Below are 24339 nucleotides of genomic sequence, written 5' to 3' on the forward strand. Positions count from 1 at the left end.
ACAGCCACCAACACACTCTTGGGGAGAGGCGGGAAAACAGACTAAACCGACAGAGAAAACGACACACCCCCCCCCCCCCCCCCCCCCCCCACCCGCCCCCCCCCCCCCCCCCGCGGCCGTTGTCGCGAGGCCGGCGGGCCACCCGATCCGCCGGCCCCGCGGCTACTTGTCGCGGCGGTGCCGGCCATGGGGGGTGGAGCCGGACTCCTCCGTGGCGGCCGGGCCACGGTGCCTGCCGGAGCTTGCGGCCTCGGCGGCCTGGGCGGATGCCTCCTGGGGGCGCGCCTGGGTCGTGTCGGTTCGGGCTTCGGACATGAAGAGAGTCACTCCGTCGGATCGCTTACGGCTTTACGCGTCGGGACCTCGCCCGACGATCGCCGAGGCTGACCCCGAGCGGAACTGTCGGTGGCCGGTCAACCGGCTGCGTGCCCCGGCCCGAAATAGTAACGGGGCCGAAAATCACGCCGCACCGGGTCTACCGTGCCGTGAGAGGTGCCTGCTGCAGGGGTACTGGCCTGCACATTCGAGGATGTGCGGGGGAGTGGTGCGGTTCCCCATCGACGGGCCGCGGATGTGTGGATCTTGTGGAGCGGTTGTCGGCATCCGCCGCATCCGGGACAATCCCCGCGCCGTTCCCGGTGCTTGCCCCGGAAGGGGAGCGCTCCGGCCTCACCGTCCCCTTCTGTTCCACGGCACCCTTGGGACCCACCGCCCTCAGCGCCTGCATGAGGTCCACGGGCCCCACCGGGCCCACCGGCCCCGCCGTCTTCACCGGCCCGACCGGCTCCACGGGGCCGCGCCCCACCGGCTCCAGCGGTATGGCCATCCGCGCCACCCCGCACGGCTCGGCGTCCGTCGCGTACGGCAGCAGCAGTTCGCCGCCCGCCGTCCACCGCCCGGCCCCCGCCAGCCACCCCTCCGGTACGGGGAGTTGGCGCAGCCGCCGCCCCAAGGGCCGCCAGATCCCCAGCCACGTACCGCTCGCCGCGTCCATCCGGAACGCCACCGCGCAGCTCTCCGGCGCCAGCATCTGCCCCGGCTGGACGGCGAACGGGGTCACCGACACGCCACTCCCCGTTCCGCCACCGCCGGGTTCGCGGCCCTCGAAGGCGAGGCCGGCGGGCCGCAGGCACTCCGGGAAGCGCACCGGCAGGCTGCTGCCCAGTACGCCCCAGCCCAGCCGGTCGTACCCAGGGGCATCCGACCGTACGAGCAGCAGCCCGCTGTCGGGGTCGGCGAGCAGCAGCCGGTCGTTGCTGTGCTCGGTGATCTGCAGGAGCGGGCCGGTCTCGCCGCCCCGCCCCAGGTCGACCACCACCGTCTTGGTCCGGCCGTCCAACTCCCGGTCCAGGGCGAGGAGCCGGCCGCATCGGTCCAGCCAGGCGCCGCCCGTACAGCGGCCCGGAATCTCGGCGATCCGCTCGGGTCCGTCCCCGCCGCCGTGCACCAGCCACAGCCCGGTGCGGTGCGGCCCGGGGGCCAGCGCGTAGCCGAGGGTTCCGTCGGGGGCGGGTGGCAGCAGCGTCAGTTCGGGCGCTTCCACGGTGCCCAGCAGAAGCTCACCGGTCCCCGGGTCCGTCGGGTAGAGCAGGCAGAGGGCGAAGCGGTCGGCGACCCGGCGCAGGATCAGCACCCGGCCGTCCGTGAGGGGCAGCAGTTCGCTGTCCGGCTCCTCGGGCTGGCTGCCCGGCAGCGGTACGGCGTACGGCTCGGGTCCGCTCAGCGTCCAGCGCTCCGGGTACCAGCTCCCCGCGGCGTCGTCGTGACGGGCGAGCCGGGCGGCGTACGAGCCGTCGGCGGCGATCGTCAGGGCGGCGCGGCGCGGGCCGGCCAGGGCGGTGGCGTCCTCAGTGGCGCAGATCGTCATCGCTTCGGTCACCTCCAGTCGGCAACCGAAGCTAGTTTTCGCACTTGCGGACGATCATCGCGAGTTGCGGTACTTCACGCATAAGGGTGGCAGTTGTCCGGTTCGCCGGTGCCGGGTGGGGTGGTTGTGCTTGCGGTTTCAAGCGTGCATTGAGTCAGGTCCACCTAACCTTGCCCTGTCCGGCCCTGCCCTTGGAGTACGTGATGTCGGAGCACGCGATGGGCGGCACGCGACTGGCGGCCGTGCCCACGAGGGTGGTCGTCCTCGACGTCGGCGGACTCGACAACGTCGTCTCGCTGGGTATCAAGCCGGTCGGCTACGCCCCCTCGACAAGCTCAAGCCCGACCGCGCCCGCGTCCGTGCGCGTGCACCGGGACAGCCTCGGGCACTGGTGCGCGAGTTTCGTCGTCGCCACCGGACGGGATCCGCTGCCCACGACCGGCCGGGCGATGGGCGTGGACTGGGGCGTCAAGGAGACTGCGTCCGGGACTTCGACCACATCGCGGTGGCGGACTTCCGCCCGAAGTTCCTCGCGAAGTCGACCACGGCCCGTAAGGCGGCCGACGCCGCGATCGGCGGCCGGCAGCGTCCTGGACGATCCGCGGGGCTTCCTGGCCGAGTAGCGGCCGGCCGGGAGAGCGTCCGCACCCGTCACCGCTGCCCCCGTCGCGCCGTTGGCCCCGCCCCCTGTCACGGGCGGGGGGTAACCTTCCCTCCGTGCCCGTACTGTCTGAAGTCCTCACTGCGCTCGACGCCCTCTGGCCCCCCGAGCGGGCCGAAGGGTGGGACGCCGTCGGCACGGTCTGCGGAGATCCCGACGCCGAGGTCCGCCGTGTGCTGTTCGCCGTCGACCCGGTCCAGGAGATCGCCGACGAGGCGGTGAAGCTCGGCGCCGACCTCCTCGTCACCCACCACCCGCTCTATCTGCGCGGCACGACGACGGTCGCGGCCTCGACCTTCAAGGGCAAGGTCGTGCACACCCTCATCAAGCACGACATCGCCCTGCACGTCGCGCACACCAACGCCGACACCGCCGACCCCGGTGTCTCCGACGCCCTGGCGGGCGCCCTGGATCTGCGCATCCTCGGCCCCCTGGTGGCGGACGCGAGCGACCCGGCGGGCCGGCGCGGCCTGGGCCGGATCTGCGAGCTGGCGCATCCGATGACGCTGGCCGAATTCGCCTCGTACGCCGCGGCCCGGCTGCCGGCCACCGCGCAGGGCATCCGCGCGGCCGGCGACCCGGAGCGGGAGATCCGCACCGTCGCGGTCTCCGGCGGCTCCGGCGACAGCCTCTTCGAGGACGTGCGGGCGGCCGGTGTGGATGCCTTCCTCACCGCCGACCTGCGCCACCACCCGGCCTCCGAGGCCACCCAGCACGCCCGGAACGGCACGCTGGCGCTGCTCGACGCCGCCCACTGGGCCACCGAATGGCCGTGGTGCGAGCAGGCCGCGGCCCAGCTCGACGCGGTCTCCGACCGGCACGACTGGGGACTGCGCACGCATGTCTCCCGTACGGTCACCGACCCCTGGACCGCCCACGCGGCGTCCACCCCTCTCTTCACCCCGACGCACACCACAGGAGCCCCACGCTGAACGCCGCGCCCGCCGACCAGATCCGCCTCCTCGACGTCCAGAACCTGGACGTGAGGCTCACCCAGCTCGCGCACCGGCGCAAGAACCTCCCCGAGCTGGCCGAGCTGCAGACCCTGGAGGCCGACCTCACCCAGCAGCGCGACCTGCTCGTCGCCGCGCAGACCGAGGAGAGCGACACCAGCCGCGAGCAGACCAAGGCCGAGCAGGACGTGGACCAGGTGCGCCAGCGCGCCGCCCGCGACCAGAAGCGCCTGGACTCCGGAGCCGTCACCTCCCCCAAGGACCTGGAGAACCTCCAGCACGAGATCGTTTCGCTGGCGAAGCGTCAGAGCGACCTGGAGGACGTCGTCCTGGAGGTCATGGAGCGCCGTGAGGCCGCCCAGGAGCGGGTCGGCGAGCTGACCGACCGGGTGGCGGCCATCCAGACCAAGGTCGACGACGCCGTCGCCCGCCGTGACACCGCGACCGGCGAGATCGACGCCGAGGCCGCCACCGTCACCAAGGAGCGCGAGCTGACCGTCGCCGACATCCCGGCCGACCTCCTCAAGCTCTACGACCGCATCCGCACCAAGGAGGGCGGCGTCGGCGCGGCCCGTCTCTACCAGCGCCGCTGCGAGGGCTGCCGGCTGGAGCTGAACATCACCGAGCTGAACGACGTGCGGTCGGCCCCCGCCGACGCCGTCGTGCGGTGCGAGAACTGCAGCCGGATCCTGGTCCGTACGCCCGACTCGGGCCTGTAGGTCATGGCGCGCACGCTGATCGTCGAGGCGGACGGCGGGTCCCGGGGCAACCCGGGGCCGGCCGGCTACGGCGCGGTCGTCCTCGACCCGGAGACGGGCGAGGCGCTCGCCGAGGCCGCCGAGTTCATCGGCACCGCGACCAACAACGTCGCCGAGTACAAGGGCCTGGTGGCCGGCCTCCGGGCGGCGCACGCGCTGGATCCGCAGGCGCGCATCCAGGTGCGGATGGACTCCAAACTGGTCGTCGAGCAGATGTCCGGGCGCTGGCAGATCAAGCACCCGGACATGAAGCCGCTGGCCGCCGAGGCCAGGGCGGTCTTCCCGGCCGGCCAGGTCTCCTTCGAATGGATCCCGCGCGCGCAGAACAAGCACGCCGACCGGCTCGCGAACGAGGCGATGGACGCCGGCAAGAACGGCAGGCAGTGGGAGCCCCGGGACTCCAGGGCGGCGCTCGCCACCGCCCCCGCGCCGGCCCGCAGCGCCGCGGCCCGGGCCGCCGACGAGGCGGCCGAGGCCGCGGACGAGGTGGCCGCCGCCGCCCCGCCGGCCGGCTGGGGCGCCCCCGACCTCGGCGTACCGGCGACCTTCGTCCTGCTGCGGCACGGCGAGACGGCGCTCACGCCCCAGAAGCGGTTCTCCGGGAGCGGCGGCGCCGACCCCGAGCTGTCCGCCGCCGGCCGCCGCCAGGCCGAGGCGGTCGCCGCCGCGCTCGCCGCACGCGGCACGGTCCAGGCCGTCGTCAGCTCCCCGCTGCGGCGCTGCCGGGAGACCGCCCAGGCGGTCGCGGACCGGCTCGGCCAGGAGGTCCGCATCGAAGAGGGGCTGCGCGAGACCGACTTCGGCGCCTGGGAAGGGCTGACCTTCGGCGAGGTGCGCGAGCGCTTCCCCGACGACCTCGACGCCTGGCTCGGCTCGTCCAAGGCGGCGCCCACCGGAGGCGGCGAGTCCTTCGCGACGGTCGCCCGCCGGGTCGCCGTCGCCCGCGACAAGCTGCTCGCCCGCTACGCCGGCAAGACGGTGCTGCTGGTCACGCATGTCACGCCGATCAAGACGCTGGTCCGGCTGGCCCTGGGCGCCCCGCCGGAGTCGCTGTTCCGTATGGAGCTCTCCGCGGCCTCGCTCTCCGCGGTCGCGTACTTCGCGGACGGCAACGCCTCGTTGCGGCTGCTGAACGACACCTCGCATCTGCGGTAGGCGGGGCGCCCGGTGCGACGGGCGCGTCCCGTAGGCGAGCGATTGCCGCGCGGACACCGGCAGACGGGACACCGGCAGACGGGCCCGGCGCATCGGCCATCCGATGCGCCGGGCCCGTTCGCGTCACCGGGCGCGGCGGCCGTCAGACCGCCAGCGCCGCCGCTTCCAGGGCGAGCCGGCGCACCCGGTCCCAGTCCTTGGCGGCCAGCGCGTCGGCCGGCAGCATCCATGTGCCGCCCACGCAGCCGACGTTGGGCAGCGCCAGATACGACGGGGCGGACTCCAGGCCGATCCCGCCGGTCGGGCAGAAGCGGGCCTGCGGGAGCGGCGCGGCCAGCGACTTCAGATAGGCCGTGCCGCCGGCCGCCTCGGCCGGGAAGAACTTCAGCTCGGTGACGCCCTCCTCCAGCAGGGTCACCACTTCCGAGGCGGTCGAGACGCCGGGCAGGAACGGGATGCCCGAGTCCCGCATCGCGCGCAGCAGCCGCGGCGACCAGCCGGGGCTGACCAGGAACTGCGCGCCCACCGCACCGGCCGCGGCGACATGCTCGGGGGTCAGCAGCGTGCCGGCGCCGACCACCGCCTCCGGGACCTCATGGGCGATGGCCGCGATGGCGTCCAGCGCGGCGGCCGTCCGCAGGGTCACCTCGATGGCGGGCAGTCCGCCGGAGACCAGCGCCCGGGCGAGCGGTACGGCGTCGGCCGCGTCCTCCAGCACGACGACCGGGATGACGGGGGCGAGTCCGACGACCGAGGGGGCGGTGGGCACGGGGGAGGAGGCGCTGGTCACGCCGCCCATAGTGCGCCCATGGAGCCACTCTCCGCAACGACCGTTGCGCATGTTGCAACAGTCATAGGGGCTGCGGCCCTGGGTCCGTCCGCTCCTCAGATGCGCGGCCGCCCCGCCACCAGCCCTACAGCTCCGCCACAGGCCCTATAGCTCCGTCACGATCACATCGATGGACCACGCCGTGCCGCGCTTCGCCGGCGCCTTCGCCTCCACGACGTAACCCAGCCCGCGCAGCGCCTCCACCAGCTCCGCCGGATCCGCCGGCTCCAGCCCCGCGGACAGCAGATCCCGCACCAGCCGCCCCTTGGTCGCCTTGTTGAAGTGGCTGACCACCGACCGCTTCTCCACACCGGCCACGATCTTCGACTGGAGCACCCGGACCGTCGCCGTCCGTCCGGCCACCTCGCCCTTGGGCTTCCACGCCGTGGCGTACGCCGCCGACCGCAGGTCCAGCACCAGCCCGTCCCCGGCCGCCTGCGGCATCACCTCCGCCATCGGCGCCCGCCAGTACGCGCCCAGCGCGCCCAGCCCCGGCAGCTTCACCCCCATCGAACAGCGGTACGACGGGATCCGGTCCCCGAGGCGCACCGCGCCCCACAGCCCCGAGAACACCAGCAGCGAGCGCTCGGCCAGCTTGCGCGCCCGCGCGTCCAGGGACCCGGCCCCGAGCGCGTCGTAGAGCACGCCGGTGTAGATCTCCCCGGCCGGGCGCGTCCCGGCGGTCCGCAGCCCCGCGTTCTTGGCGATCTCACCCCGGAGGCCGTCGCTCAGCCCGAGCACCTCCTGGGCCTTCGCCTCGTCCGCCGCGCACAGCTCGACCAGCTCCTCGAACACCGCCTGGCGTGCGTCGGTCAGCCCCGGCAGCGACAGCGCACCGATGTCCAGCGGCGCCCCGGCTCCCGGCGTGGCCTTCCCTTCGGACGGCGGCAACAGCACGAGCACGGTGTTCTCCTTCACGGCGGTACGGGCGGGGGTGCGGCCCCGGGAAAGCGTATGGCCTGCGGCGGCCGGGTGCGGAACGCCCCCGCGGCCGAGGCCGCCGCGCCCCCCGCCCGCGGAGGCGCTGCTCAGCCCGTGTACACCGCGCCAACGACGCCCGCCGGCCATACGCTCGGTTTCATGCCCCGTCGCCATATGCATGTGACCGACGCAGCCGAGGCCCCGCTGCGCGCCGCGCTGCGTGAGCTGCGCGGAAAGCTGGAGATCCCGGACCACTTCCCGCCCACGGCCCAGGCCGAGGCGGAGAGCGCCGCCCGTGCCCCGCGGATCCCGGCCGCCGACGGCGCGGTGGCGACCGAGCACACCCTGGAGGACGCCACCGACCTCCCCCTGTTCACCATCGACCCGCCCGGCTCCCTCGACCTCGACCAGGCGGTGTTCCTGTCCCGGCGGACCGGCGGCGGCTTCCGCGTCCACTACGCCATCGCCGATGTGGCCTCCTTCGTGACACCGGGCGGCGCCCTGGACGCCGAGGCCCACCACCGCGTGACGACCCTGTACTTCCCCGACGAGCGCGTTCCGCTGCACCCCTACGCGCTGAGCGAGGGCGCCGCCAGCCTGCTGCCCGACCAGGACCGCCCGGCCGTGCTGTGGCAGCTCGACCTCGACGCGGAGGGCGCGCTGACCGCCACCTCGGTGCGCCGCGCCCTGGTCCGCTCCCGGGCCAAGCTGGACTACGCGGGCGTCCAGCGGGTCCTGGACGACGGGACGGCCGAGGAGCCGCTCGCCCTGCTCCGTGAGATCGGCCTGCTGCGCGAGGAGCAGGAGGTCGCCCGGGGCGCGATCTCCCTGCACGTGCCCGAGCAGGAGATCGTCGAGCACGACGGCCACTACACCCTCGAATACCGCGCCCCGCTGCCGGCCTACGCCTGGAACGCGCAGATCTCCCTGCTCACGGGCGTGGCTGCGGCCGAGCTGATGCTCGCCTCCGGTACCGGCGTGCTGCGCACCCTGCCCAGAGCCCCGGACGGCTCGGTCGCCCGGCTCCGCCTCACCGCCCGCGCCCTGGGCATCGACTGGCCGCACCACACCTCCTACGCCGCGCTGATCCGCACCCTCGACCCGCGCCGCGCCACCCACGCCGCGTTCCTCCAGGAGTGCACCGCCCTGCTGCGCGGCGCCGGCTACACCGTCTTCGACGGCACCCCGCCCACGGCCTCCGAGGTGCAGCACGCCGCCGTCGCCGCCCCCTACGCGCACGCCACCGCTCCGCTGCGGCGGCTGGTCGACCGCTACACCTCCGAGCTGTGCCTGGCCGCCTCCGCCGGCGAGGAGCCGGCCGACTGGGTGCGCGCCGCGCTGCCGGCGCTGCCGGGCGAGATGGAGTCCGGCATCCAGCACGCCAACCGGGTCGAGCGGGCCTGCGTCGACCTCGTCGAGGCGGCGCTGCTGCGCGACCGGGTCGGCGAGACCTTCGAGGCGCTGGTCGTCGAGATCCAGGAGAAGGACCCCACCCAGGGCACCGTCCACCTCTACGACCCGGCCGTCATCGGCCCGGTCGACGCCGCCTCGAACGGCCCCGAGCTGCCCCTGGGCCACCGCATCCGGGTCCGCCTCGCCGAGGCGGAGCCGGGCCGCGAACCGGTCCGCTTCACCCCTGCCTGACCGCCTCGGGGGTACCCGGTGCCTGGGGTGTCCCCGGCGCCCCGGGCCCCTCGTCGCGCGCCGCCGTCACCGCAGCCCGCACGGCCGCCACCGCGCCCCGCGCGTCATCGGCGTGGAACCGCACCGTCCGCACCGTCTCCCGCCGCCCCAGCAGCGTCGCGGTCTCGACCGGCTCGGCCAGCTCCACGGTCACCGACGTCTGCCCGCCGACCGCCAGCTCCACGACCCCGGCCCCACCCTCCTTGCTGAACCGCAGGTCATGGCGCACGGAGACGATCCGTTCCAGCGGTATCCGCAGCTCCCGCCGCGCCCCCTCGCGCAGCCGCAGCTCACCGGCGCCCAGGACATGCGGCCGGGTGACCGCCGCCGCTTGGAACCCCAGCATCATCAGCACCGTGTAGACGTCGAGGACCAGCATCACCTCACGCGCCACCGGCACACCGCCCAGCAGCACATGCAGCCCGACGGTCTCCACCACACACACGAACGTCAGCCCGTACACCAGCGCCGCCTGCGCCCCCGCATAGGGCATCGCCCGGTCTCCCGCCGTCACCCCGATCGGCCGCCGCGCCACCCACCGTCCCAGGCTCACCATCCAGCGGCCCTCGTGGGCAGCCAGTGCGCGCAGCGCGCCGCCCCGGCTCACCGGGCACGCTCCGCCACGAGCCGGATCGCCCGCCGCACGGCCTCCGCCTGCGCGGGCGCGAAGTGCGCGTAGTACGCCGCTACGAAGCCGTCGTCCGTCCCCGGGCCGGCCGCCCGCTCCCAGTCCTCCCCGCCGACCTCGGCGAACACCGAGTCCGGAATGCACTCGGCGAGCGCCTGTGCGGCGTGCGCGACCCGCGGATCGTCCGGCGCGGCCGTTGCCAGCGCGTCGAGCAGCCCGTACACCTCGTACGTGCGCTCCATCGCCCCAGGTGCCGAGGTGGCCTCCTCCAGCAGCGCCACCACCCGGCTGCCCTCCTTCCCTCCCGCCATCGACTCCATCAGCGCCAGCACCTCACGCTCCTTCGCCGCCATCGCGGGCTCCGGACCGGGACGCGCGGCCGAGGTACGGGCCATCTCCCCGAAGACGGCCGCCAGTTCGTCCGATACCGGCCCCTCCGCCCACAGCCCCCCGTGCTGCTCCGCCTGCCGCCGCAGGGCGGCCAGCCGACCCCGCCGCTCGCGGATCTGCTCCTCCTGGCGGGCCAGATCCGCGTCCAGCTCGGCCAGCACCTCGTCCAGCTCGCGCCCGGAGTCGTCGGCGAGCACGTCGCGTACCTCGTCCAGCCCGAGCCCCAGCTCCGTCAGCCGGCGCAGGCGCGCGAGCTCGACCGCGTCCCGCAGCCCGTACTCCCGGTAGCCGTTGGCCCGGCGTGCGGGCTCGGCCAGCAGACCGAGGTGGTGGTAGTGGCGCACGGCGCGGGTGCTGACGCCGACCAGACCTGCGAGCTCACCGATTCTCATGCGTCCAGTAGAAACGTTGCCGCTGCGACAAGGTCAAGGGCGGACCGGGGCGGCCCGCGGCCGGCCGGCGAGGGGCGGCACGCGGCCCCTCGACCAGTGGGTACCATGGTCGGCACGGCGGACGAGCCGGCCGGACGGCCGCGTGGGGGTCCTGACATCTTCGGATGCGCGGATCCTCCCGAGGAACGTCCGGGCTCCACAGGGCAGGGTGGTGGGTAACGCCCACCCGGGGTGACCCGCGGGACAGTGCCACAGAAAGCAAACCGCCCGGGCCGCAAGGCGCGGGTAAGGGTGAAACGGTGGTGTAAGAGACCACCAGCCTCCGAGGTGACTCGGAGGGCTAGGTAAACCCCACCCGGAGCAAGGTCAAGAGGGGGCATCGCTGATGCCCCTGCGCGGACGATCGAGGGCTGCCCGCCCGAGTCCGCGGGTAGACCGCACGAGGCTGCCGGCAACGGCAGCCCTAGATGGATGGCCGTCTCCCCCCGGCCCGCAAGGACCGGGGGCGACAGAACCCGGCGTATAGGCCGACTCGTCCGCCTTTCCCCTCCGGCCGTATGCGCCGTACCGCCACCGCCTTGCCTCTTGGTCGTGGCGCAATTCGACATGACCGTAATCGGGCTCATGCGGAAGAGAATCACAGAAGCCGACCGGCGGGTGGGTGCCTGTGAATATTTTGTGGGCGCGCTGTAAGGGCTGCAACGGAAGTAGCGAAATTGTGGGCGGGGTCTCGGGGTGGCGGCCCGGCCGCTCATTACGCCTGGTGTCATGACGCGGAAAGCGGAAAAGGGGTGAGGGCGGTGCCGGCCAATCCGGGCCGACACCGCCCTCACCCCGGCGCCGTGTACGCAGTCAGGCTCGGCCGCGGCGGTCGCCGACTTACTTGCCGAGCTCCTGGTCGAGGTTCTCGAAGGAGTCCGCCGCCTTCTCCAGGTACTGAGCCAGGCCGTCGAGACCCTCGTTGGTCTTCGACATGCCCTGCTTGAACTCGTCGAAGTCGTGGCCGAACTTCTTCGAGGCCGACCGGGTGACGAAGCCGTTCTCGAGCAGGCCGTCGATGTAGGACTTCAGGTCGTGAAGCTTCTCCTCGATGCGCTCCTTCTCGCGGTTCATCTTCTTCGCGGCGGCCCGCATGTCCTCGTATGTGACATCAAGGTCCTTGGCCATGACGCTCCCCTTCCCTCCGTTTCGACAACCGCGAGGTTCCCCTCCCGGCGTATACGCATGGCGCGCACCCGAGTTGGGCGCACGCCGTTGGGAACCTTAGTCGCTAACCCGCACAGGCGCATAAGCGCAGGCCCGGTGTCCGTTTTAACTCTCCTAAATCGGGACGTTGTTGGGACATATCGAGGGTGCCTGGCCGCGTTGCCGGGAGGATATTCTCGATCTCGTAGAGCGGTAATTCGAGGAGGAGTTAAGTGTGCGTTTGAAGCTGACTGTCGTTGACCCCTATACGAACGCCAGCAAAGACCTCGTCCTCGACGCCGACCCCGAGGCCCGAATCGACGCCGTCGCCCGGGAGTTGGCGGTCCGGGTGCGGGGCGGGATCGCGCCCGGACAGCCCGGGCCCGTGCTCTACGTCGACCACTGCCAAGTGGACCCCCACCACACCGTCACCACCTCGCCGCTGCGCGACGGCGCGGTGGTGAGCCTGGACGACCCCTCCGGCTCGCTGCCCGGCGAGCAGTCCGGTGTCGTCGAGATCCGGGTGGCCGGCGGGCCCGACGCGGGCGCCGTGTACCGGTTCGGCATCGGCCGGTACGACATGGGCTCCGGCCAGGGCTGCCAACTGATCGTCGATGACCCGGAGTTGCCCCAGCGCGCGCTGACGCTCTACGTGGTCGCCCCGGACGACCTCCGCCTGGCCGTGCACGCCGGTCTGCAGCCGGCCGAGCAGCAGGGCGGCCGGCCCGGCGCGGCGCCCGAGAGCAAGGGGCCCACGTTCGACGTGCGGGTCGACGGCAAGCCGCTCGAAGGGCAGCAGCTGCGCGTCGGCTGCCAGCTCGCCATCGGCAACACCCTGCTCGACGTGGCCCCTTACACGCCCCCGGACGCGGCCCTGAAGTGGTCCGACGACGGCTCCGGGCTCGACTACAACCGCCCGCCGCGGCTGCGCCCGCCGGAGCGCGTCACCAAGTTCCGTCTGCCGGCGCCCCCGAAGGAGTTCGAGGCCCGCCCGCTGCCCTGGCTGATGGCGCTGTCCCCGCTCGTCATGGCCGTCACCATGGCGTTTGCGATGGGGCGTACGACGTACCTGGCGATCGCGCTCTTCAGCCCGCTGATCATGCTCGGCAACTACTTCTGGGACAAGAAGCACGGCCGCAAGTCCCATGCCAAGCAGGTCCAGGAATACGAGGAGCACAAGGCCCGGATCGAGCGCGACGCACAGGAGGCGCTGGTCCTGGAGCGCGGCGACCGCGACCTCGACCACCCGGACCCCGGCACCGTCTGGGCCAACGCCACCGGCCCCCGAACTCGTCTGTGGGAACGCCGCCGCAGCGACACCGACCACCTGCTGCTGCGGGTGGGCACCGGCCGGCTGCCCTCCGCCGTCGTCCTCGACGACCCCGAGCAGGACGACCACCGCCGCCAGGTGACCTGGGACATCGCCGACACCCCCGTCACCCTGCACCTGGGCCGGCTCGGCGTGATCGGATTCGCGGGTCCCGACGACACCGCGCGCAGCCTGGCGCGATGGACGGTGACGCAGGCGGCCGCCCTGCACAGCCCGCTGGACGTGCAGTTCTACGTGCTCACCGAGGCGCACGCGCAGGGCAGTTGGGACTGGGTCCGCTGGCTGCCGCACGCCCGCCCGAGGGCGCAGGACGCCAACGTCCTCATCGGGAACGACGCCGAGACCGTCGGCGCCCGCATCGGTGAACTCACCCAGATCCTCGAGGCCCGGCAGAAGGCCGCCCAGGAGAACCGCGGTCAGGCGGGCTTCGCCGACCCCGACATCGTCGTCGTCTGGGACGGCACACGCCGACTGCGCTCGATGCCCGGCGTCGTACGGCTGCTCCAGGAAGGCCCGGCCGTATCGATGTACGCGATCTGCCTGGACGGGGAGGAGCGCTTCCTGCCGGGAGAGTGCAAGGGCGTCGTGATCGCCGAGCCGCGCAATTCCCGGCACGCCGCGCACGAGAAGCAGGCCGGCGGCGGCGCGACCGACGCCATGGAGGTGCTGCGGCGGGCCGCCGAGGAGGAGCGGCGCATGAAGGAGGCCGAGGCCGGCACGTCGCGCCGCAAGAAGAAGCGGAGCAAGTCGTCCGCGGCCGCCTCACCGGAGATGACCAACACCGCCGCTGTGATGCTCGCCTTCCACAACCAGAGCGGCGCCCCCGCGCGCACGACGCCGACCGCCGGGGAGCAGTTCGACCCCTCCGTGCTGCGGCTGCGCGTGCAGCAGGAGGGCAGCGCCAAGGTCCTGGGCGTCCGGCCCGACTTCGTCTCGCCGGAGTGGTGCGCCCGGGTGGCGCGGTCCCTCGCCCCGCTGCGCGACATCAGCGGCGAGGCGACGGACAGCGCGCTGCCGGACGCCAGCCGGCTCCTTGACGTCATCGGGATGGAGCCGCCGACGGCCGGCGCGGTGGTCGGCCGCTGGCAGACCGGCGGGCAGTCCACGCTGGCGATGGTCGGCGAGTCGTACGACGGTCCCTTCGGCATCGACATCCGCAAGGACGGGCCGCACGGCCTCATCGCGGGTACGACGGGTTCCGGCAAGTCCGAGCTGCTGCAGACGATCGTCGCCGCGCTCGCGGTGGCGAACACGCCGGAGAACATGACCTTCGTGCTCGTCGACTACAAGGGCGGCAGCGCGTTCAAGGACTGCGTCCACCTGCCGCACACCGTCGGCATGGTCACCGACCTCGACGCCCACCTCGTCGAGCGGGCCCTTGAGTCGCTCGGCGCCGAGCTGCACCGCCGCGAGCACATCCTGGCCCAGGTCGGTGCGAAGGACATCGAGGACTACCAGGACCTGGTGCGCCGTCATCCGGGGGTGGCGCCGCTGCCCCGACTGCTCCTCGTGATCGACGAGTTCGCGTCCATGGTCCGCGACATGCCGGACTTCGTCACCGGCCTGGTCAACATCGCACAGCGAGGCCGCTCCCTCGGCATCCATCTGATGCTGGCCACCCAGCGGCCGTCCGGCGTGGTCTCGCCGGAGATCCGGGCCAACACCAACCTTCGGATCGCCCTGCGGGTCACCGACGGCGGCGAGTCGACGGACGTCATCGACTCGCCCGAGGCCGGCAACATCTCCAAGAACAACCCGGGCCGCGCCTACGTGCGCACCGGCGCGGCCTCCCTCATCCCCTTCCAGTCCAGCCGCGTCGGCGGCCGCCGCCCCGGCACCGTGGACCCGACGGTCCTCGCCCCGTGGTCCGGGGAGCTGGACTGGGCCGGCCTGGGCCGCCAGGCGCTGGCCAAGCCCGCGACCGCCAAGAGCGAGGAGGAGGAGATCACCGACCTGAAGGTCCTGGTCGACGCCATCCGGGAGGCCAACGCCCACCTGCGGATCCCGCAGCAGCACAGCCCGTGGCTGCCGGCCCTCGCGGAGACCGTGCTGCCGGCGGACCTGCCGGCCGTGCAGGGCCAGGGCCCGCTGCCCGCGGCGCCGTACGGCATCGAGGACCTGCCGGCGAGCCAGTCCCGCCGCGCGGCCGCGATCGACTTCGCCACCTTCGGCCACCTGCTCGTCGCGGGTGCGCCGCGCAGCGGCCGCTCCCAGGTGCTGCGGACGATCGCGGGCTCCCTGGCCCGCACCCTCTCCTGCGCCGACGTCCACCTGTACGGCATCGACTGCGGCAACGGCGCGCTGAACGCACTGACCAAGCTGCCGCACTGCGGCGCGGTGGTGGGCCGCAACCAGAGCGAGCGGGCCACCCGCCTGGTCCGCCGCCTCTCGGCGGAGGCGAGCAGGCGGCAGGAGCTGCTCGCGCAGTACGGTTTCGCGGACATCGGCGAGCAGCGCGCCGGGGTGCCCCAGGACCAGCGACTGCCGCACATCGTGGTGCTGCTCGACCGCTGGGAGGGCTGGATCTCGTCCCTGGGCGAGCTGGAACACGGCGAGCTGACCGACGAGTTGCTGAGCCTGATGCGCGAGGGCGCCAGCGTCGGCATCCACCTGGTGATCACGGGCGACCGACAGCTCCTCACCGGCCGGATCTCCTCGTTGACGGAGGACAAGCTCGCCCTGCGCCTTTCGGACCGCACCGACTTCTCGATGCTCGGCCTCAACAGCCGCAAGGTGCCCGAGGAGATCGCGCCCGGCCGCGCGTTCCGCAACGAGACGGGAACGGAGATCCAGTTCGCGCTGCTGAGCGAGGACGCCACCGGGCAGGGCCAGAACGCGGCGATCGTGGCCATCGGAGAGGGGGCGGCCCACCGGGACGCGGCAGTTCCGCGGACGCTGCGGCCGTTCCGGGTGGACTCGCTGCCCGGCCGCATCACCTTCCACCAGGCGTGGCAGTACGCCGACCCGGCGGCGTCCGCCTCGCGACTGTGGGGCCTGGTGGGCGTCGGCGGTGACGACCTGACGGCCTTCGGCCCGGACCTGGCACAGGGCTTGCCGGGCTTCGTGATCGCGGGCCCGGCGAAGTCGGGTCGCTCGACCGTGCTGATGAACCTGGCGGCCACGTATGTGGGCCGCCGCGGAGCCCGACTGGTCGTCGCGGCCCCGCGGACCTCTCCGCTGCGCCAACTCAAGGGCCAAAAGGGTGTGCTGGCGGTCTTCACGGGCAGCGACATCGAGGAGGACGAGCTGAAGGAGGCCGTGGCCACGGCGTCTTTGGAGCGTCCGATCGTGGTCCTGATCGACGACGGCGAGCTCCTTGAGGACTGCGATGCGGAGGACGAGTTCAAGAGGCTGATCGCGACCGGCGCCGACCGCGGCATCGGCATCGTCATCGCCGGTGACGAGGACGACGTCTGCTCGGGCTTCAGCGGCTGGCAGGTCGACCTGAAGAAGTCCAAGCGCGGCCTGTTGCTGTCACCACAGGACACGTCGAGCGGCGAACTGATCGGCGTACGCCTGAACCGGAGCGCGGTGGGCGGGCCGGTGACCCCGGGCAAGGGCCTGCTGCACCTGGGGAGCGGGGAGGCGTTCACGGTGGCCGTGCCGGCGGGCTGAGGACGCTCGATCGAGTTTCACACCTGTCGGCCCGCAGGTGCACGGGCCGACAGACGGTCTCATACAGGATCAACCAAGGGGGAGGTCGGGCGCATTGAGCGACCTGCGAGTTTCTTACGACGAGCTGCTGGAGATCAAGAAGAACTTCGCCAGGCTCAATCGCGAGTTCAATTCGTGCGGGGCCAACCAGGACGCCATGGCGGACGCCTACGGAAACGGCAACATCATCGGGGCCATGCAGGAGTTCGTCGACAACTGGGATGACCACCGAAAAGAGCTTGTGCAGCAGATGGCGGACGCCGAAAAGCGGGTCAAGGAAGTCATCAAGAAGTTCAAAGAAGCCGACGGCGAGAAGGGGGAGTAGGAATCATGGGTAGGCGTCCGGTCGATTGGTCTCCGCTCTCCGAGAGTGACCCGACTCCCGGTGACCCCTACGAGGTCCGGGAAGAAGCCCGGCGGCTCGACAACATCGCAGAGACCATCAGGGAGCAGTCCCGGGCCCTCCGCGAAATCGGTAAGTCCGAGAACCTCAAGGGCAAGTACAAGCAGAAGCTCACCGAGGGCTCGGAGGATCTCGCGGGCAGGCTCAGCAAGGTCGAGGGCCGGTACGAGAAGGTCGCCGGCCTGCTCCGGGACTGGGCGAAGGAGCTGGAGTACGCCCAGGGGGAGACCGTGAAGGCACGTAGTCAGGCGCAGCAGGACGAGAAGGACGAGGCCGCGGTGGACGCGGCCAAGTCCCGCATGGACGAGGCCGTGGGCCACTACCTGAGGTTCGGCGCGAAGATCGGCGGCCAGATCGAGGACGCGCTCGACGACGACGTCGAGGACGACCTCTGGGACGACGCGGTCGGTTGGGTGAAGGAGCATTCCGAGGGATTCAAGCTGTTCCTCGACATCCTCGGCTGGATCGGGACGGCCCTCGCCATCGTGTCGATGTTCATCCCCGGACTGAACATCCTGGTCGGGATCGGCCTCGCGATCGGCCTCGCGGTGGTCGCCGGTCGAATGATGCTGGTGGCCGCTGGACAGGCAAGCTGGATGGACGTGGCGTTCGACTGCATCGGTCTGGTCACGTTCGCCGGTGGTGCGCTCGCGGCGAAGGGGCTGAAGGCAGCGGGTTCGACCGCGCGTACCGCGGCTGCCGCGAGCCGCACCACGCGTCTCAAGGATGGCCTTGCCGCCACCAAGGGCATGCGCAACCAGCTCTCCCACGCACTCGCCAACGCCGGGGACGACGCCACGAAGGCAGCCATCAGGCAGGAGAGGAACACCCTGCTGAAGCTGATCTCCCGCGACGGCGGGAAGGTCGCGGACGACACTGCCCACATCGGGAAGTGGGGCAAGTTCCTCAACCAGGGTGACGACAGCGGAATCGGCATGCTCCAGGGGCTCCGAGCGAACGCCGCCGCGCACGGGGACGCCGTGTCATCAGTGACCGTCGCCGGTGGACACGCGGCATATGGTGCCGCGGTCGGCATGCAGTGGACCGGATTGGGCGCGGACGTCTTCGACAAGGGTTTTGGCGACAATGACACCCTCAACGCGGGCGTAGACCTGGCCAACGATGTGTTGGACACGAACATGGAACACAAGCCCAGTTGGGGCGCCTACAACGATTTCAAGGGCGACACCTGGAAGGTGCCTGCCACGTCGGCCTGGTAATCGGCCCCCTTCGGAACGCGAGGAATGAGCACCGTGGAAATCCCTGAGATGACGGTCGGCGGCTACACGCTCCTGATGCCGCCGGGATGGGACCGCATTCCACTGAGATCGAAGTCCGAGATGCAGGACGCGATCAAGAGGATCGTCGATCACTCTGTCAAGTTCTTGGACCCGGCGACCCCCAAGGAGAAGGTGACGAAGGCCCGACTTGAGCTGCACAGCCGGCTCAACCGGGCTGTCGCCGACGCCAAGCACCGGAACGGTGTCGACATCTACCTCCCCGTGGAGCCGATCCACGGATTCGTCGCGCCCGCCTCCTTCCTGGTCGCCAAGGTCTCCCCAGGTCTCGCCGCGCAGACCTCGCCGAGCGAGACCATGAGCCATCTGACCAAGGACTTCGGGCCGTCGCAGGACATCACGCTGGACGACGTGCCCGGCGTTCGTTGCCAGCGTTCCGTACCCGCCAACCCGAAAGAGGAGGACTCGGTACCCAGCCGGCAAGTCAACTACGTGGTGCCGGTGCCGGATCACGGGGACGTGAGCGAATGGCTCATCGTCTCGTTCACCACGCTCACGCCCGACGGCACCCCGCAGGACTTCCTCGACATCCTCACCGAACTCTTCGACGCCGTCATGACCACCTTCCGTTGGAGCGCAGCATGAGCATTCCGTACGCACTCGACTTCACCGAAGACCTGCCGGACGCGTGGATCGCCGTCCCCATCCTCGAAGGGAGGGGTGCTGACCGGCAGCGGCGGAAGTGGGCGAAGAAGTGCGCCGAGTTGCACTGCGCCCTCATCGAGGACGGCCCTCGCGACAAGTCGCAGGTGAAGGAGCTGGCGCACATGCTTGAGGGCCTCTCCGAGCAGTTTCCGCAGAAGATCCCTATGCACTACATGTTCGCCTACCTTCCGGATCTCCGCAGGCAGCTCGTGCCGTTCTTCTTCTACGCGGCCCGGTCGGAAGGGCCGGTGGAGGAGCTTTTGGACGCACTGGTGCAGCGCAACGAGCCCGGAGCGGCGCAGGATCCCCACATCGAGGACTTCACCACCGACAACCTCGGCAAGGGGCGACGCTCCATCCGGCACTTCGTGCCGAAGGGCGGCGAAGCTCTCGGCATGTCGGTCAACTACGGGTGGCGCGTCGATTCTTACGGCATTGACTTGTCCATGCGCACCATCAGCGACGACCTCGGCTGGGTGTCCGCGAATATTGACGCGTTCGACGCATTCGCCCGAAGCCTGAAGGTGGTGCACCCGAACGACATTGCCGTTGATTGATGGCAAGAGGGGAGCCCACCGGTTGCCTGGGTGGCTTCGAAAATTTTGCACGCAACTTGCATCCGGCCGACAGGCGGCACGGGTAGTTAGGCTGGTAAACGGTGCGGGAGGAAGGCGAGTTCGCCATCGGTGCGGGGGTTGCTTTCGAGCATGCCCGGGAAGGCCGATCAGTATTTCTGCCATGGCTGTTGTTCTACGTCGTGTGCACGGCCGGCATCATCGGGCTCATGTGGTCGGCACCCGCGGTCCCGCTGGATCCGTGGATCAGGGGTTGGGTTCCTCTGCTGGGATGGCTCCTCATGCCGCTCGCCTCGCTTCTGGTACCGGTCTTGTGGATTCGGCGTACCTCCCGCGGACAGCGGAAGTTCGCACGGCGGCTCGTGCTGTCACTGGTCGCCGGCTCCGTGCTGGCATATGTGTCGCAGTCGGCGGGCGCGGATGCGGCGCTGAAGGACCGCGGCCGTTGGGTCAATGCCGAGGTCGTGGCGGTGGACGATGGTGGGGGGAAGACCTATCAGTGCACCTTGCAGAAGCCGAACGGGTCGAAGATCGAGCCGGATCTCAAGGAGCAGGATGGCTGTGGGCCCGGGAGTGAGCGAGGTGACATCCTGCGGGTTCGGTACGACCCCGAAGGGGTGGCCGACCCGGGAGATGAGGCATGGAAGTCGGGGTGGCCCGGGTCGTACGTGGGCCTGATCGCCGCTCTGGCGACGCTCTTCGTGGGCTTTGGCATGTGGGGCTGTATGCGGATGTCCCGGGGCGAGCGCGAGTAGCCGCCGCACTGGGGGAGGAGCGGGACCGTATGGCCCGCGGCCCGCGGATTGGGGAGGTTCAGGCCTTGCGGGCGACCCCCGCGTAGAGCGGGGGGCCGGTGTAGCCCCAGGTGGCCGTTGCGGGGCCGGTGTGGTCCGGTCGCCACCGCTGGGCCACCTCGACGCCCGGCTCGACCAGCTCCAGGCCGTCGAAGAACCGCAGGACCTCGTTCCTGCTGCGGGCGTTGAGGTGGGGCACCGTGGTCCGGAGGGTTCCCGGGACGCTCTCCAGGGCGGCGGGCGCGAAGCCGTCCGTGACGTAGGTCAGGGCCAGGAAACTGCCGGAGGGGAGCGCACGCAGCAGCCGGCGGACGATGGCGTACGGATCGCGCCGGGCCGGCAGCCAGTGCAGTACGGCGATCAGGGTGAGCGCGACGGGCCGCCCCAGGTCGAGGGTCTCCCGTAACCGCCGGTTCTGGAGGAGCTCGTCCGGATAGCACAGGTCCGCCTGGATGTAGGCGGTCCGGCCGTCGGGGTGGCTGGTGTGCAGGGCACGCGAGTGCGCCAGCACGATGGGGTCGTTGTCGGCGTAGACGATCCGTGACCGCGGGGCGATGGCCTGGACGACCTCATGGAGCGTGGGTGAGGTGGGGATGCCCGTTCCGAGGTCGAGGAACTGCCGGACTCCGGCCTCGGCGGTCAGATACCGGACCGCCCGGCGCATGAAGGCCCGGTTCTGCCGGGCGATCACGGAGGCGTTCGGCAGGGCGGCGAGCGTCTGCTCGGCCGCGGCGCGGTCGGCGGGGTAATTGGTGGTGCCGCCGAGGAGCACGTCGTACACGCGTGCCGCGTGCGGCCTGTCCGGGTGGAGTTCGACCGGCGGCTCGGGGCGGGCCGTCATCCAGTCCTCCGGCTTCGGCATGCCCGGCACTCCCTCCCCGCCCGATGCGCGGCGGTTCCCAACGTGGCTGTCACCGTAGCGCGTTGACCGGCGGCTGCACGTGGACCGTGTGAGGGGTGTGGTGCGTGTCTGGTGGCGGGGTGCGTCGTTCTTTTCATAAAAGCCCATCTCCCCACCTCCCTAAGGAGTTTTGATGCGACGAGTCCTCACCGCCGCCGCCACCGCAGCAGCCGCCCTGACGCTGGGGTCGGCCGGTGCCGCCCAGGCCGTCGAGGTGCCGAAGGCTCCCGACCTGGGCGGCACGAGTGCCGTTGACCCCGGTGAGCTCGGTGGTTCGGCGAGCGGGGCCGCGCAGACGGCCGCGCAGACGGTCGCGCCGCTGGCCGGCGATGTCGCCGGATCGGCCGGTGACGTCCTGGGGGAGACGACGAAGACCGCCACGGCGGGCGGGGCGCTGATGGGTGGGCTGCCGACCAAGGCGCTGCCGGCCAAGGGCCTGCCGACCAAGGGGCTGCCCGCCAAGGGACTGCCGACCACCAAGGGTCTGCCGGTGTCGACCGCCGGGCTGTCCACCGATCAGCTGCCCGCCGGTGGAGTGTCCACGGACCAGCTGCCGACCAGCGGGGTGTCCACGGACAAGCTGCCCACCGGCGGACTCGCCACGGACAAGCTGCCGACCAAGGGGCTGCCGCTGTCGACCGACAAGCTCCCCACCAAGGGCCTGCCGCTGTCCACGGACAAGCTTCCGACCAAGGACCTTCCGGTGTCCACGGACCAGGTTCAGGCCGCGGCCAAGGCTCTGCCCCTGGCGTGACGCGTCCTGCCGGGTTCTCTCCGGGCCCGCAGGCCGTCGGCCCCGCCCCGCCCCTCTTCGAGGGGGTGGGGCGGGGCCGTTTCGTCGCCGCTTCCCAGAAGGGGCATCAGTCGCCCCAATGCCACCCCGGCCTGAAATACGGCTCGAAACCCCTCAGTGGTGGGGGTGTGATGCATCCTCCACATGGGTAACACGCCTTCCTCGTAAGGGTGATGGGGGTGGTGTGCTGCGCCCCCGGTGCGCCCCTGATGTCCATCCGTGGGGGAGAGCTGGATGTCCGACCTGGCGACCGTGTCCACCGAAATCGCTCCCTATCTCACCCTGGCCGCGAACAGCCTCGGCACCTCGGTGATCACCGCCGCCCAGCAGCGGATCGCCGAACGCACCGTGACGGCCGGCGAGGGCTTCTTCCGCCGGCTGCTGCGCCGTGGCGACGGCACCGACGGCGACCTCGGCGGTGACGCCGACGCCGGCACGACCCCTCCGCTGGACGCCGACCGTGCGGACGCCCTCGACGAGCTGCTCGCGACGCTCACCGACCAGGAGCGCCGACTGCTGTCCGACGCGGTGACCGCCTGGCTGCGCGCCCCGGCCGCCCGGCGCGACGCCGCCCACCTCCTGGACCACGTCGACCGGCTCGACCCGTCCACCGGCGGGTACACCGTGCACAACACCCCGACCGCGACCGGCCAGGGCTCCATCGCGGCCGTCGAGATCCACGGCGACATCCACATGGGAGGCGGCGAGCGCACCCGGGACGGCTCATGACCGGCCGCCCCGGCGACCACGGGGACGTCTACAACAACCCGACGGCGCACGGCGATCACTCCATCGCGGCCAATGACATCAGGAACGTCATCATCAAGTGGGTGATGCACCCCAGCGCCCGCTGGCTGCCCCTGCTGCTGGCCTGCGCCGCCCTGGTGATCGCCGGAACCAACTGGCCGGACGGACCGGCCCGGCAGTACACCCTGTGGGGCACGCTGGCCGCTCTGTCGCTGGGCACGGCGGTCGCCCGCGTCCTCGGCCGAAGGCCCCGCGACGCCCGTGTGGTCGGCGTCCTCTCGCTGGTCTCCGTCCTGGCCACCGTCGGGGGCTGGCTGGCGTTCCGCCACGTCCTGACGCACGGTGAGATCGATGTGACCGGGCAGGTGCGTACGCAGGGCGGGCAGCCGCTGGACGGCGCCGGGCATCGCGCCCTGGCCCTACGGCTCGACGCGTCCGCCCTGGCACAGCCCCGCGACGCCCTGCGGTTGACGCTGGCCATCGCCGACCACGAACCGGCCGGGCCCACCTGCCTTCCGGACACCAGCGCCACGCTTTCGCTGCTCACTTCGGGCGCCGCGGCTCAGTCGAAGGAGATCCGCCCCGGTGGCACGGCCGAGTTCTCGCTGGGCGCGGGGGTCCGCAGCGTACGCATCGAGGTCCGGCTGCACACGGCGCGCGGCTGCCGCATGGACGTTCATGCGACGGGCGCGGTGCTGTACGACGCATAGACGGGGCGAACGGGGAGGACGGGGAGGACGGGGAGATGACGCGAGCAGGAGCAGGCGCAGCGGCGAAGGGCGGGGCGAGGGCCAGGGCCGGCGTGTGGTGGCGGGGGCGCGTTCGCAGGGGGCGGCGGACGCTTCCGGGGGCGCTGCTGCTCGCCGGGGCCGCGCTGACCGCGACCGCCTGCGGAGCCTCCGCCGCGCCCTCGCTCTTCGAGGCCGGCAGGGTCTCGGTCGGTGCGAAGAACGACCAGCCGGGCACCGGCGTGGTCCACACCTACAAGTTCTCCGGCTTCGACATCACCGTCGCCCAGGAGATCCTCAAGTCCGTGGGCGCCGAACCGGACTTCGGGATCGTGCCGTCCGAGGACCGCAGCGCGGTGCTGACGGAGAAGAAGAAGGACCTGGTCGTCGCGACGTTCTCGATCACCGTCGAGCGGATGAGGAAGCTGGACTTCGCGGGCCCGTACGCCTCCACCTACCAGGGCATCATGGTCCGCAAGGGCGACCACCGCATCCGCAAGCCCGACGACCTCTTCGGCAAGCGGGTCTGCACCTGGCCCGGGACCACCTCGGTGACCACGCTGGAGGGCCCCGAGTACAGCCGGATCGCGGTCTACGAGCGGCCGGACGCCTCCAGCTGCATCGAGGACCTCAAGGTCAAGAAGGTGGCGGACGCGGTCTCCACCGACCAGATGATCCTCTACGGCTTCACGCAGGAGAACCCGGATCTCAGGGTCGTCCCCGACCTCACCTACGGGTCGGCCAACCACTACGGCATCGCCATGAACAAGGGCCACCGCAAGGACTGCCTGCGGTTGCGCGACGCGCTGCGCGACTACGTCGGCAGCAACAGCTGGAGCCATGACTTCGCGACCTCGCTGTGGTCGATACCGAAGGCCGACGTCACCTGGGAGACCGACTACAAGCCACGCGTCGAGACCATCGACGCCCTCTCCTGCCGGGATCGGCCCCGGACCTGACGCCCGTGGAAGACACCCGGCGGGCCGTACGGCGTCCGGATGGTGTCCGGACGCCGTACGGCCCCGAGCGTGGATCGGGCCTTCCGGCTC

General features: G+C 71.6%; 22 protein-coding genes, 1 other RNA gene and 1 pseudogene. 16 read left to right on the plus strand and 8 right to left on the minus strand.

All coding sequences use genetic code 11. The features are described 5' to 3' along the window. Positions 1 to 162 precede the first annotated feature (162 nt). Both AC0680_RS27230 and AC0680_RS27235 read right to left on the minus strand, forming a co-directional pair. Positions 163 to 315: a hypothetical protein gene (locus AC0680_RS27230; RefSeq protein ID WP_467665961.1), complete on the minus strand. Its 153-nt coding sequence runs from the start codon at positions 313 to 315 to the stop codon at positions 163 to 165. A 160-nt stretch (positions 316 to 475) separates the two neighbouring features. Continuing rightward, positions 476 to 1867 carry a hypothetical protein gene (locus AC0680_RS27235; RefSeq protein ID WP_478633559.1) on the minus strand — a complete coding sequence of 464 codons (1392 nt, stop codon included), beginning with the start codon at positions 1865 to 1867 and terminating at the stop codon, positions 476 to 478. 212 nt (positions 1868 to 2079) lie between these two features. On the opposite strand from AC0680_RS27235, the pseudogene AC0680_RS27240 reads away from it, so the two are divergent. The 4 genes and pseudogenes from AC0680_RS27240 to AC0680_RS27255 all read left to right on the plus strand — a co-directional run. Then, positions 2080 to 2223: pseudogene (locus AC0680_RS27240) on the plus strand (ABC transporter substrate-binding protein); the annotation flags it as partial. Between the two features lie 361 nt (positions 2224 to 2584). Continuing rightward, complete coding sequence (locus AC0680_RS27245; protein ID WP_478633561.1) at positions 2585 to 3460, plus strand: Nif3-like dinuclear metal center hexameric protein; 876 nt, start codon at positions 2585 to 2587, stop codon at positions 3458 to 3460. Continuing rightward, positions 3457 to 4200 (plus strand): zinc ribbon domain-containing protein, encoded by a 744-nt coding sequence (locus tag AC0680_RS27250; protein ID WP_478633766.1) that lies wholly within the window; start codon positions 3457 to 3459, stop codon positions 4198 to 4200. Before AC0680_RS27245 ends, AC0680_RS27250 begins: the two co-directional genes overlap by 4 nt. Before the next feature lie 3 nt (positions 4201 to 4203). Then, the gene (locus tag AC0680_RS27255) at positions 4204 to 5394 is read left to right on the plus strand and encodes a bifunctional RNase H/acid phosphatase (RefSeq protein ID WP_478633563.1); all 1191 of its coding nucleotides are present in this window, start codon (positions 4204 to 4206) and stop codon (positions 5392 to 5394) included. Positions 5395 to 5536: 142 nt separating this feature from the next. Here AC0680_RS27255 and eda read toward each other — a convergent pair whose 3' ends face one another. Further along, positions 5537 to 6193, minus strand: coding sequence for a bifunctional 4-hydroxy-2-oxoglutarate aldolase/2-dehydro-3-deoxy-phosphogluconate aldolase (gene eda / locus AC0680_RS27260; RefSeq protein WP_478633566.1), 657 nt, complete (start codon positions 6191 to 6193; stop codon positions 5537 to 5539). Positions 6194 to 6328: 135 nt separating this feature from the next. Beyond that, on the minus strand, positions 6329 to 7126 hold the full coding sequence (yaaA, locus tag AC0680_RS27265) for a peroxide stress protein YaaA (protein WP_478633768.1): 798 nt from the start codon (positions 7124 to 7126) through the stop codon (positions 6329 to 6331). 177 nt (positions 7127 to 7303) lie between these two features. Between yaaA and AC0680_RS27270 the strand changes: the two genes are divergently transcribed. Then, complete coding sequence (locus AC0680_RS27270) at positions 7304 to 8788, plus strand: RNB domain-containing ribonuclease (protein WP_478633569.1); 1485 nt, start codon at positions 7304 to 7306, stop codon at positions 8786 to 8788. Here AC0680_RS27270 and AC0680_RS27275 read toward each other — a convergent pair. Continuing rightward, entirely contained in the window at positions 8775 to 9434 is a 660-nt protein-coding gene (locus tag AC0680_RS27275) for a hypothetical protein (protein ID WP_478633572.1), read from the minus strand. The genes AC0680_RS27270 and AC0680_RS27275 overlap by 14 nt on opposite strands. Then, positions 9431 to 10237 (minus strand): MerR family transcriptional regulator, encoded by an 807-nt coding sequence (locus AC0680_RS27280; RefSeq protein ID WP_478633575.1) that lies wholly within the window; start codon positions 10235 to 10237, stop codon positions 9431 to 9433. The genes AC0680_RS27275 and AC0680_RS27280 overlap by 4 nt, the downstream gene beginning before the upstream one ends. A 122-nt stretch (positions 10238 to 10359) precedes the next feature. Here AC0680_RS27280 and rnpB point away from each other — a divergent pair. Beyond that, positions 10360 to 10776, plus strand: an RNA gene (rnpB, locus tag AC0680_RS27285) — RNase P RNA component class A. A 340-nt stretch (positions 10777 to 11116) separates the two neighbouring features. On the opposite strand, the gene AC0680_RS27290 is transcribed toward rnpB, so the two are convergent. Continuing rightward, positions 11117 to 11404 carry a WXG100 family type VII secretion target gene (locus AC0680_RS27290; protein WP_366420837.1) on the minus strand — a complete coding sequence of 96 codons (288 nt, stop codon included), beginning with the start codon at positions 11402 to 11404 and terminating at the stop codon, positions 11117 to 11119. A 253-nt stretch (positions 11405 to 11657) separates the two neighbouring features. Here AC0680_RS27290 and AC0680_RS27295 point away from each other — a divergent pair, with 253 nt between their 5' ends. The 6 genes from AC0680_RS27295 to AC0680_RS27320 all read left to right on the plus strand — a co-directional run bounded on the left by AC0680_RS27295 (position 11658) and on the right by AC0680_RS27320 (position 20082). After that, entirely contained in the window at positions 11658 to 16367 is a 4710-nt protein-coding gene (locus AC0680_RS27295; protein ID WP_478633579.1) for an FtsK/SpoIIIE domain-containing protein, read from the plus strand. A gap of 94 nt (positions 16368 to 16461) precedes the next feature. Continuing rightward, entirely contained in the window at positions 16462 to 16731 is a 270-nt protein-coding gene (locus AC0680_RS27300) for a hypothetical protein (RefSeq protein ID WP_478633582.1), read from the plus strand. A gap of 5 nt (positions 16732 to 16736) precedes the next feature. Then, a complete protein-coding gene (locus tag AC0680_RS27305; protein ID WP_478633585.1) occupies positions 16737 to 18029 on the plus strand; it encodes a hypothetical protein in 1293 nt (430 codons plus the stop codon). A 33-nt stretch (positions 18030 to 18062) separates the two neighbouring features. Then, on the plus strand, positions 18063 to 18692 hold the full coding sequence (locus AC0680_RS27310) for a hypothetical protein (protein WP_478633588.1): 630 nt from the start codon (positions 18063 to 18065) through the stop codon (positions 18690 to 18692). Next, positions 18689 to 19309, plus strand: coding sequence for a hypothetical protein (locus AC0680_RS27315; protein WP_478633591.1), 621 nt, complete (start codon positions 18689 to 18691; stop codon positions 19307 to 19309). The genes AC0680_RS27310 and AC0680_RS27315 overlap by 4 nt, the downstream gene beginning before the upstream one ends. Before the next feature lie 101 nt (positions 19310 to 19410). Further along, a complete protein-coding gene (locus AC0680_RS27320) occupies positions 19411 to 20082 on the plus strand; it encodes a hypothetical protein (protein WP_478633594.1) in 672 nt (223 codons plus the stop codon). 58 nt (positions 20083 to 20140) lie between these two features. On the opposite strand, the gene AC0680_RS27325 is transcribed toward AC0680_RS27320, so the two are convergent. Next, a complete protein-coding gene (locus AC0680_RS27325) occupies positions 20141 to 20983 on the minus strand; it encodes an SAM-dependent methyltransferase (protein ID WP_478633597.1) in 843 nt (280 codons plus the stop codon). A 172-nt stretch (positions 20984 to 21155) separates the two neighbouring features. On the opposite strand from AC0680_RS27325, the gene AC0680_RS27330 reads away from it, so the two are divergent. The 4 genes from AC0680_RS27330 (at position 21156) to AC0680_RS27345 (ending at position 24249) form a co-directional block, all read left to right on the plus strand. Next, on the plus strand, positions 21156 to 21776 hold the full coding sequence (locus AC0680_RS27330; protein ID WP_478633599.1) for a hypothetical protein: 621 nt from the start codon (positions 21156 to 21158) through the stop codon (positions 21774 to 21776). A gap of 273 nt (positions 21777 to 22049) precedes the next feature. Further along, on the plus strand, positions 22050 to 22544 hold the full coding sequence (locus AC0680_RS27335; RefSeq protein ID WP_478633600.1) for a hypothetical protein: 495 nt from the start codon (positions 22050 to 22052) through the stop codon (positions 22542 to 22544). After that, on the plus strand, positions 22541 to 23272 hold the full coding sequence (locus tag AC0680_RS27340; protein WP_478633603.1) for a hypothetical protein: 732 nt from the start codon (positions 22541 to 22543) through the stop codon (positions 23270 to 23272). The genes AC0680_RS27335 and AC0680_RS27340 overlap by 4 nt, the downstream gene beginning before the upstream one ends. 35 nt (positions 23273 to 23307) lie before the next feature. Next, complete coding sequence (locus tag AC0680_RS27345; protein WP_478633605.1) at positions 23308 to 24249, plus strand: transporter substrate-binding domain-containing protein; 942 nt, start codon at positions 23308 to 23310, stop codon at positions 24247 to 24249. Positions 24250 to 24339 lie beyond the last annotated feature (90 nt).

It is taken from the genome of Streptomyces sp. NPDC043738 (genome assembly GCF_056436545.1).

Bases quoted from the DNA above. Each gene is read 5' to 3' on its own strand.
- AC0680_RS27270 (WP_478633569.1), top strand. From the start codon at position 7,304: ATGCCCCGTCGCCATATGCATGTGACCGACGCAGCCGAGGCCCCGCTG.
- AC0680_RS27305 (WP_478633585.1), top strand. From the start codon at position 16,737: ATGGGTAGGCGTCCGGTCGATTGGTCTCCGCTCTCCGAGAGTGACCCG.
- AC0680_RS27345 (WP_478633605.1), top strand. From the start codon at position 23,308: ATGACGCGAGCAGGAGCAGGCGCAGCGGCGAAGGGCGGGGCGAGGGCC.
- AC0680_RS27340 (WP_478633603.1), top strand. From the start codon at position 22,541: ATGACCGGCCGCCCCGGCGACCACGGGGACGTCTACAACAACCCGACG.
- AC0680_RS27235 (WP_478633559.1), bottom strand. From the start codon at position 1,867: ATGACGATCTGCGCCACTGAGGACGCCACCGCCCTGGCCGGCCCGCGC.
- AC0680_RS27255 (WP_478633563.1), top strand. From the start codon at position 4,204: ATGGCGCGCACGCTGATCGTCGAGGCGGACGGCGGGTCCCGGGGCAAC.
- AC0680_RS27290 (WP_366420837.1), bottom strand. From the start codon at position 11,404: ATGGCCAAGGACCTTGATGTCACATACGAGGACATGCGGGCCGCCGCG.
- AC0680_RS27335 (WP_478633600.1), top strand. From the start codon at position 22,050: ATGTCCGACCTGGCGACCGTGTCCACCGAAATCGCTCCCTATCTCACC.
- eda (WP_478633566.1), bottom strand. From the start codon at position 6,193: ATGGGCGGCGTGACCAGCGCCTCCTCCCCCGTGCCCACCGCCCCCTCG.
- AC0680_RS27315 (WP_478633591.1), top strand. From the start codon at position 18,689: ATGAGCATTCCGTACGCACTCGACTTCACCGAAGACCTGCCGGACGCG.
- AC0680_RS27325 (WP_478633597.1), bottom strand. From the start codon at position 20,983: ATGCCGAAGCCGGAGGACTGGATGACGGCCCGCCCCGAGCCGCCGGTC.
- AC0680_RS27280 (WP_478633575.1), bottom strand. From the start codon at position 10,237: ATGAGAATCGGTGAGCTCGCAGGTCTGGTCGGCGTCAGCACCCGCGCC.
- AC0680_RS27230 (WP_467665961.1), bottom strand. From the start codon at position 315: ATGTCCGAAGCCCGAACCGACACGACCCAGGCGCGCCCCCAGGAGGCA.
- AC0680_RS27330 (WP_478633599.1), top strand. From the start codon at position 21,156: ATGCGACGAGTCCTCACCGCCGCCGCCACCGCAGCAGCCGCCCTGACG.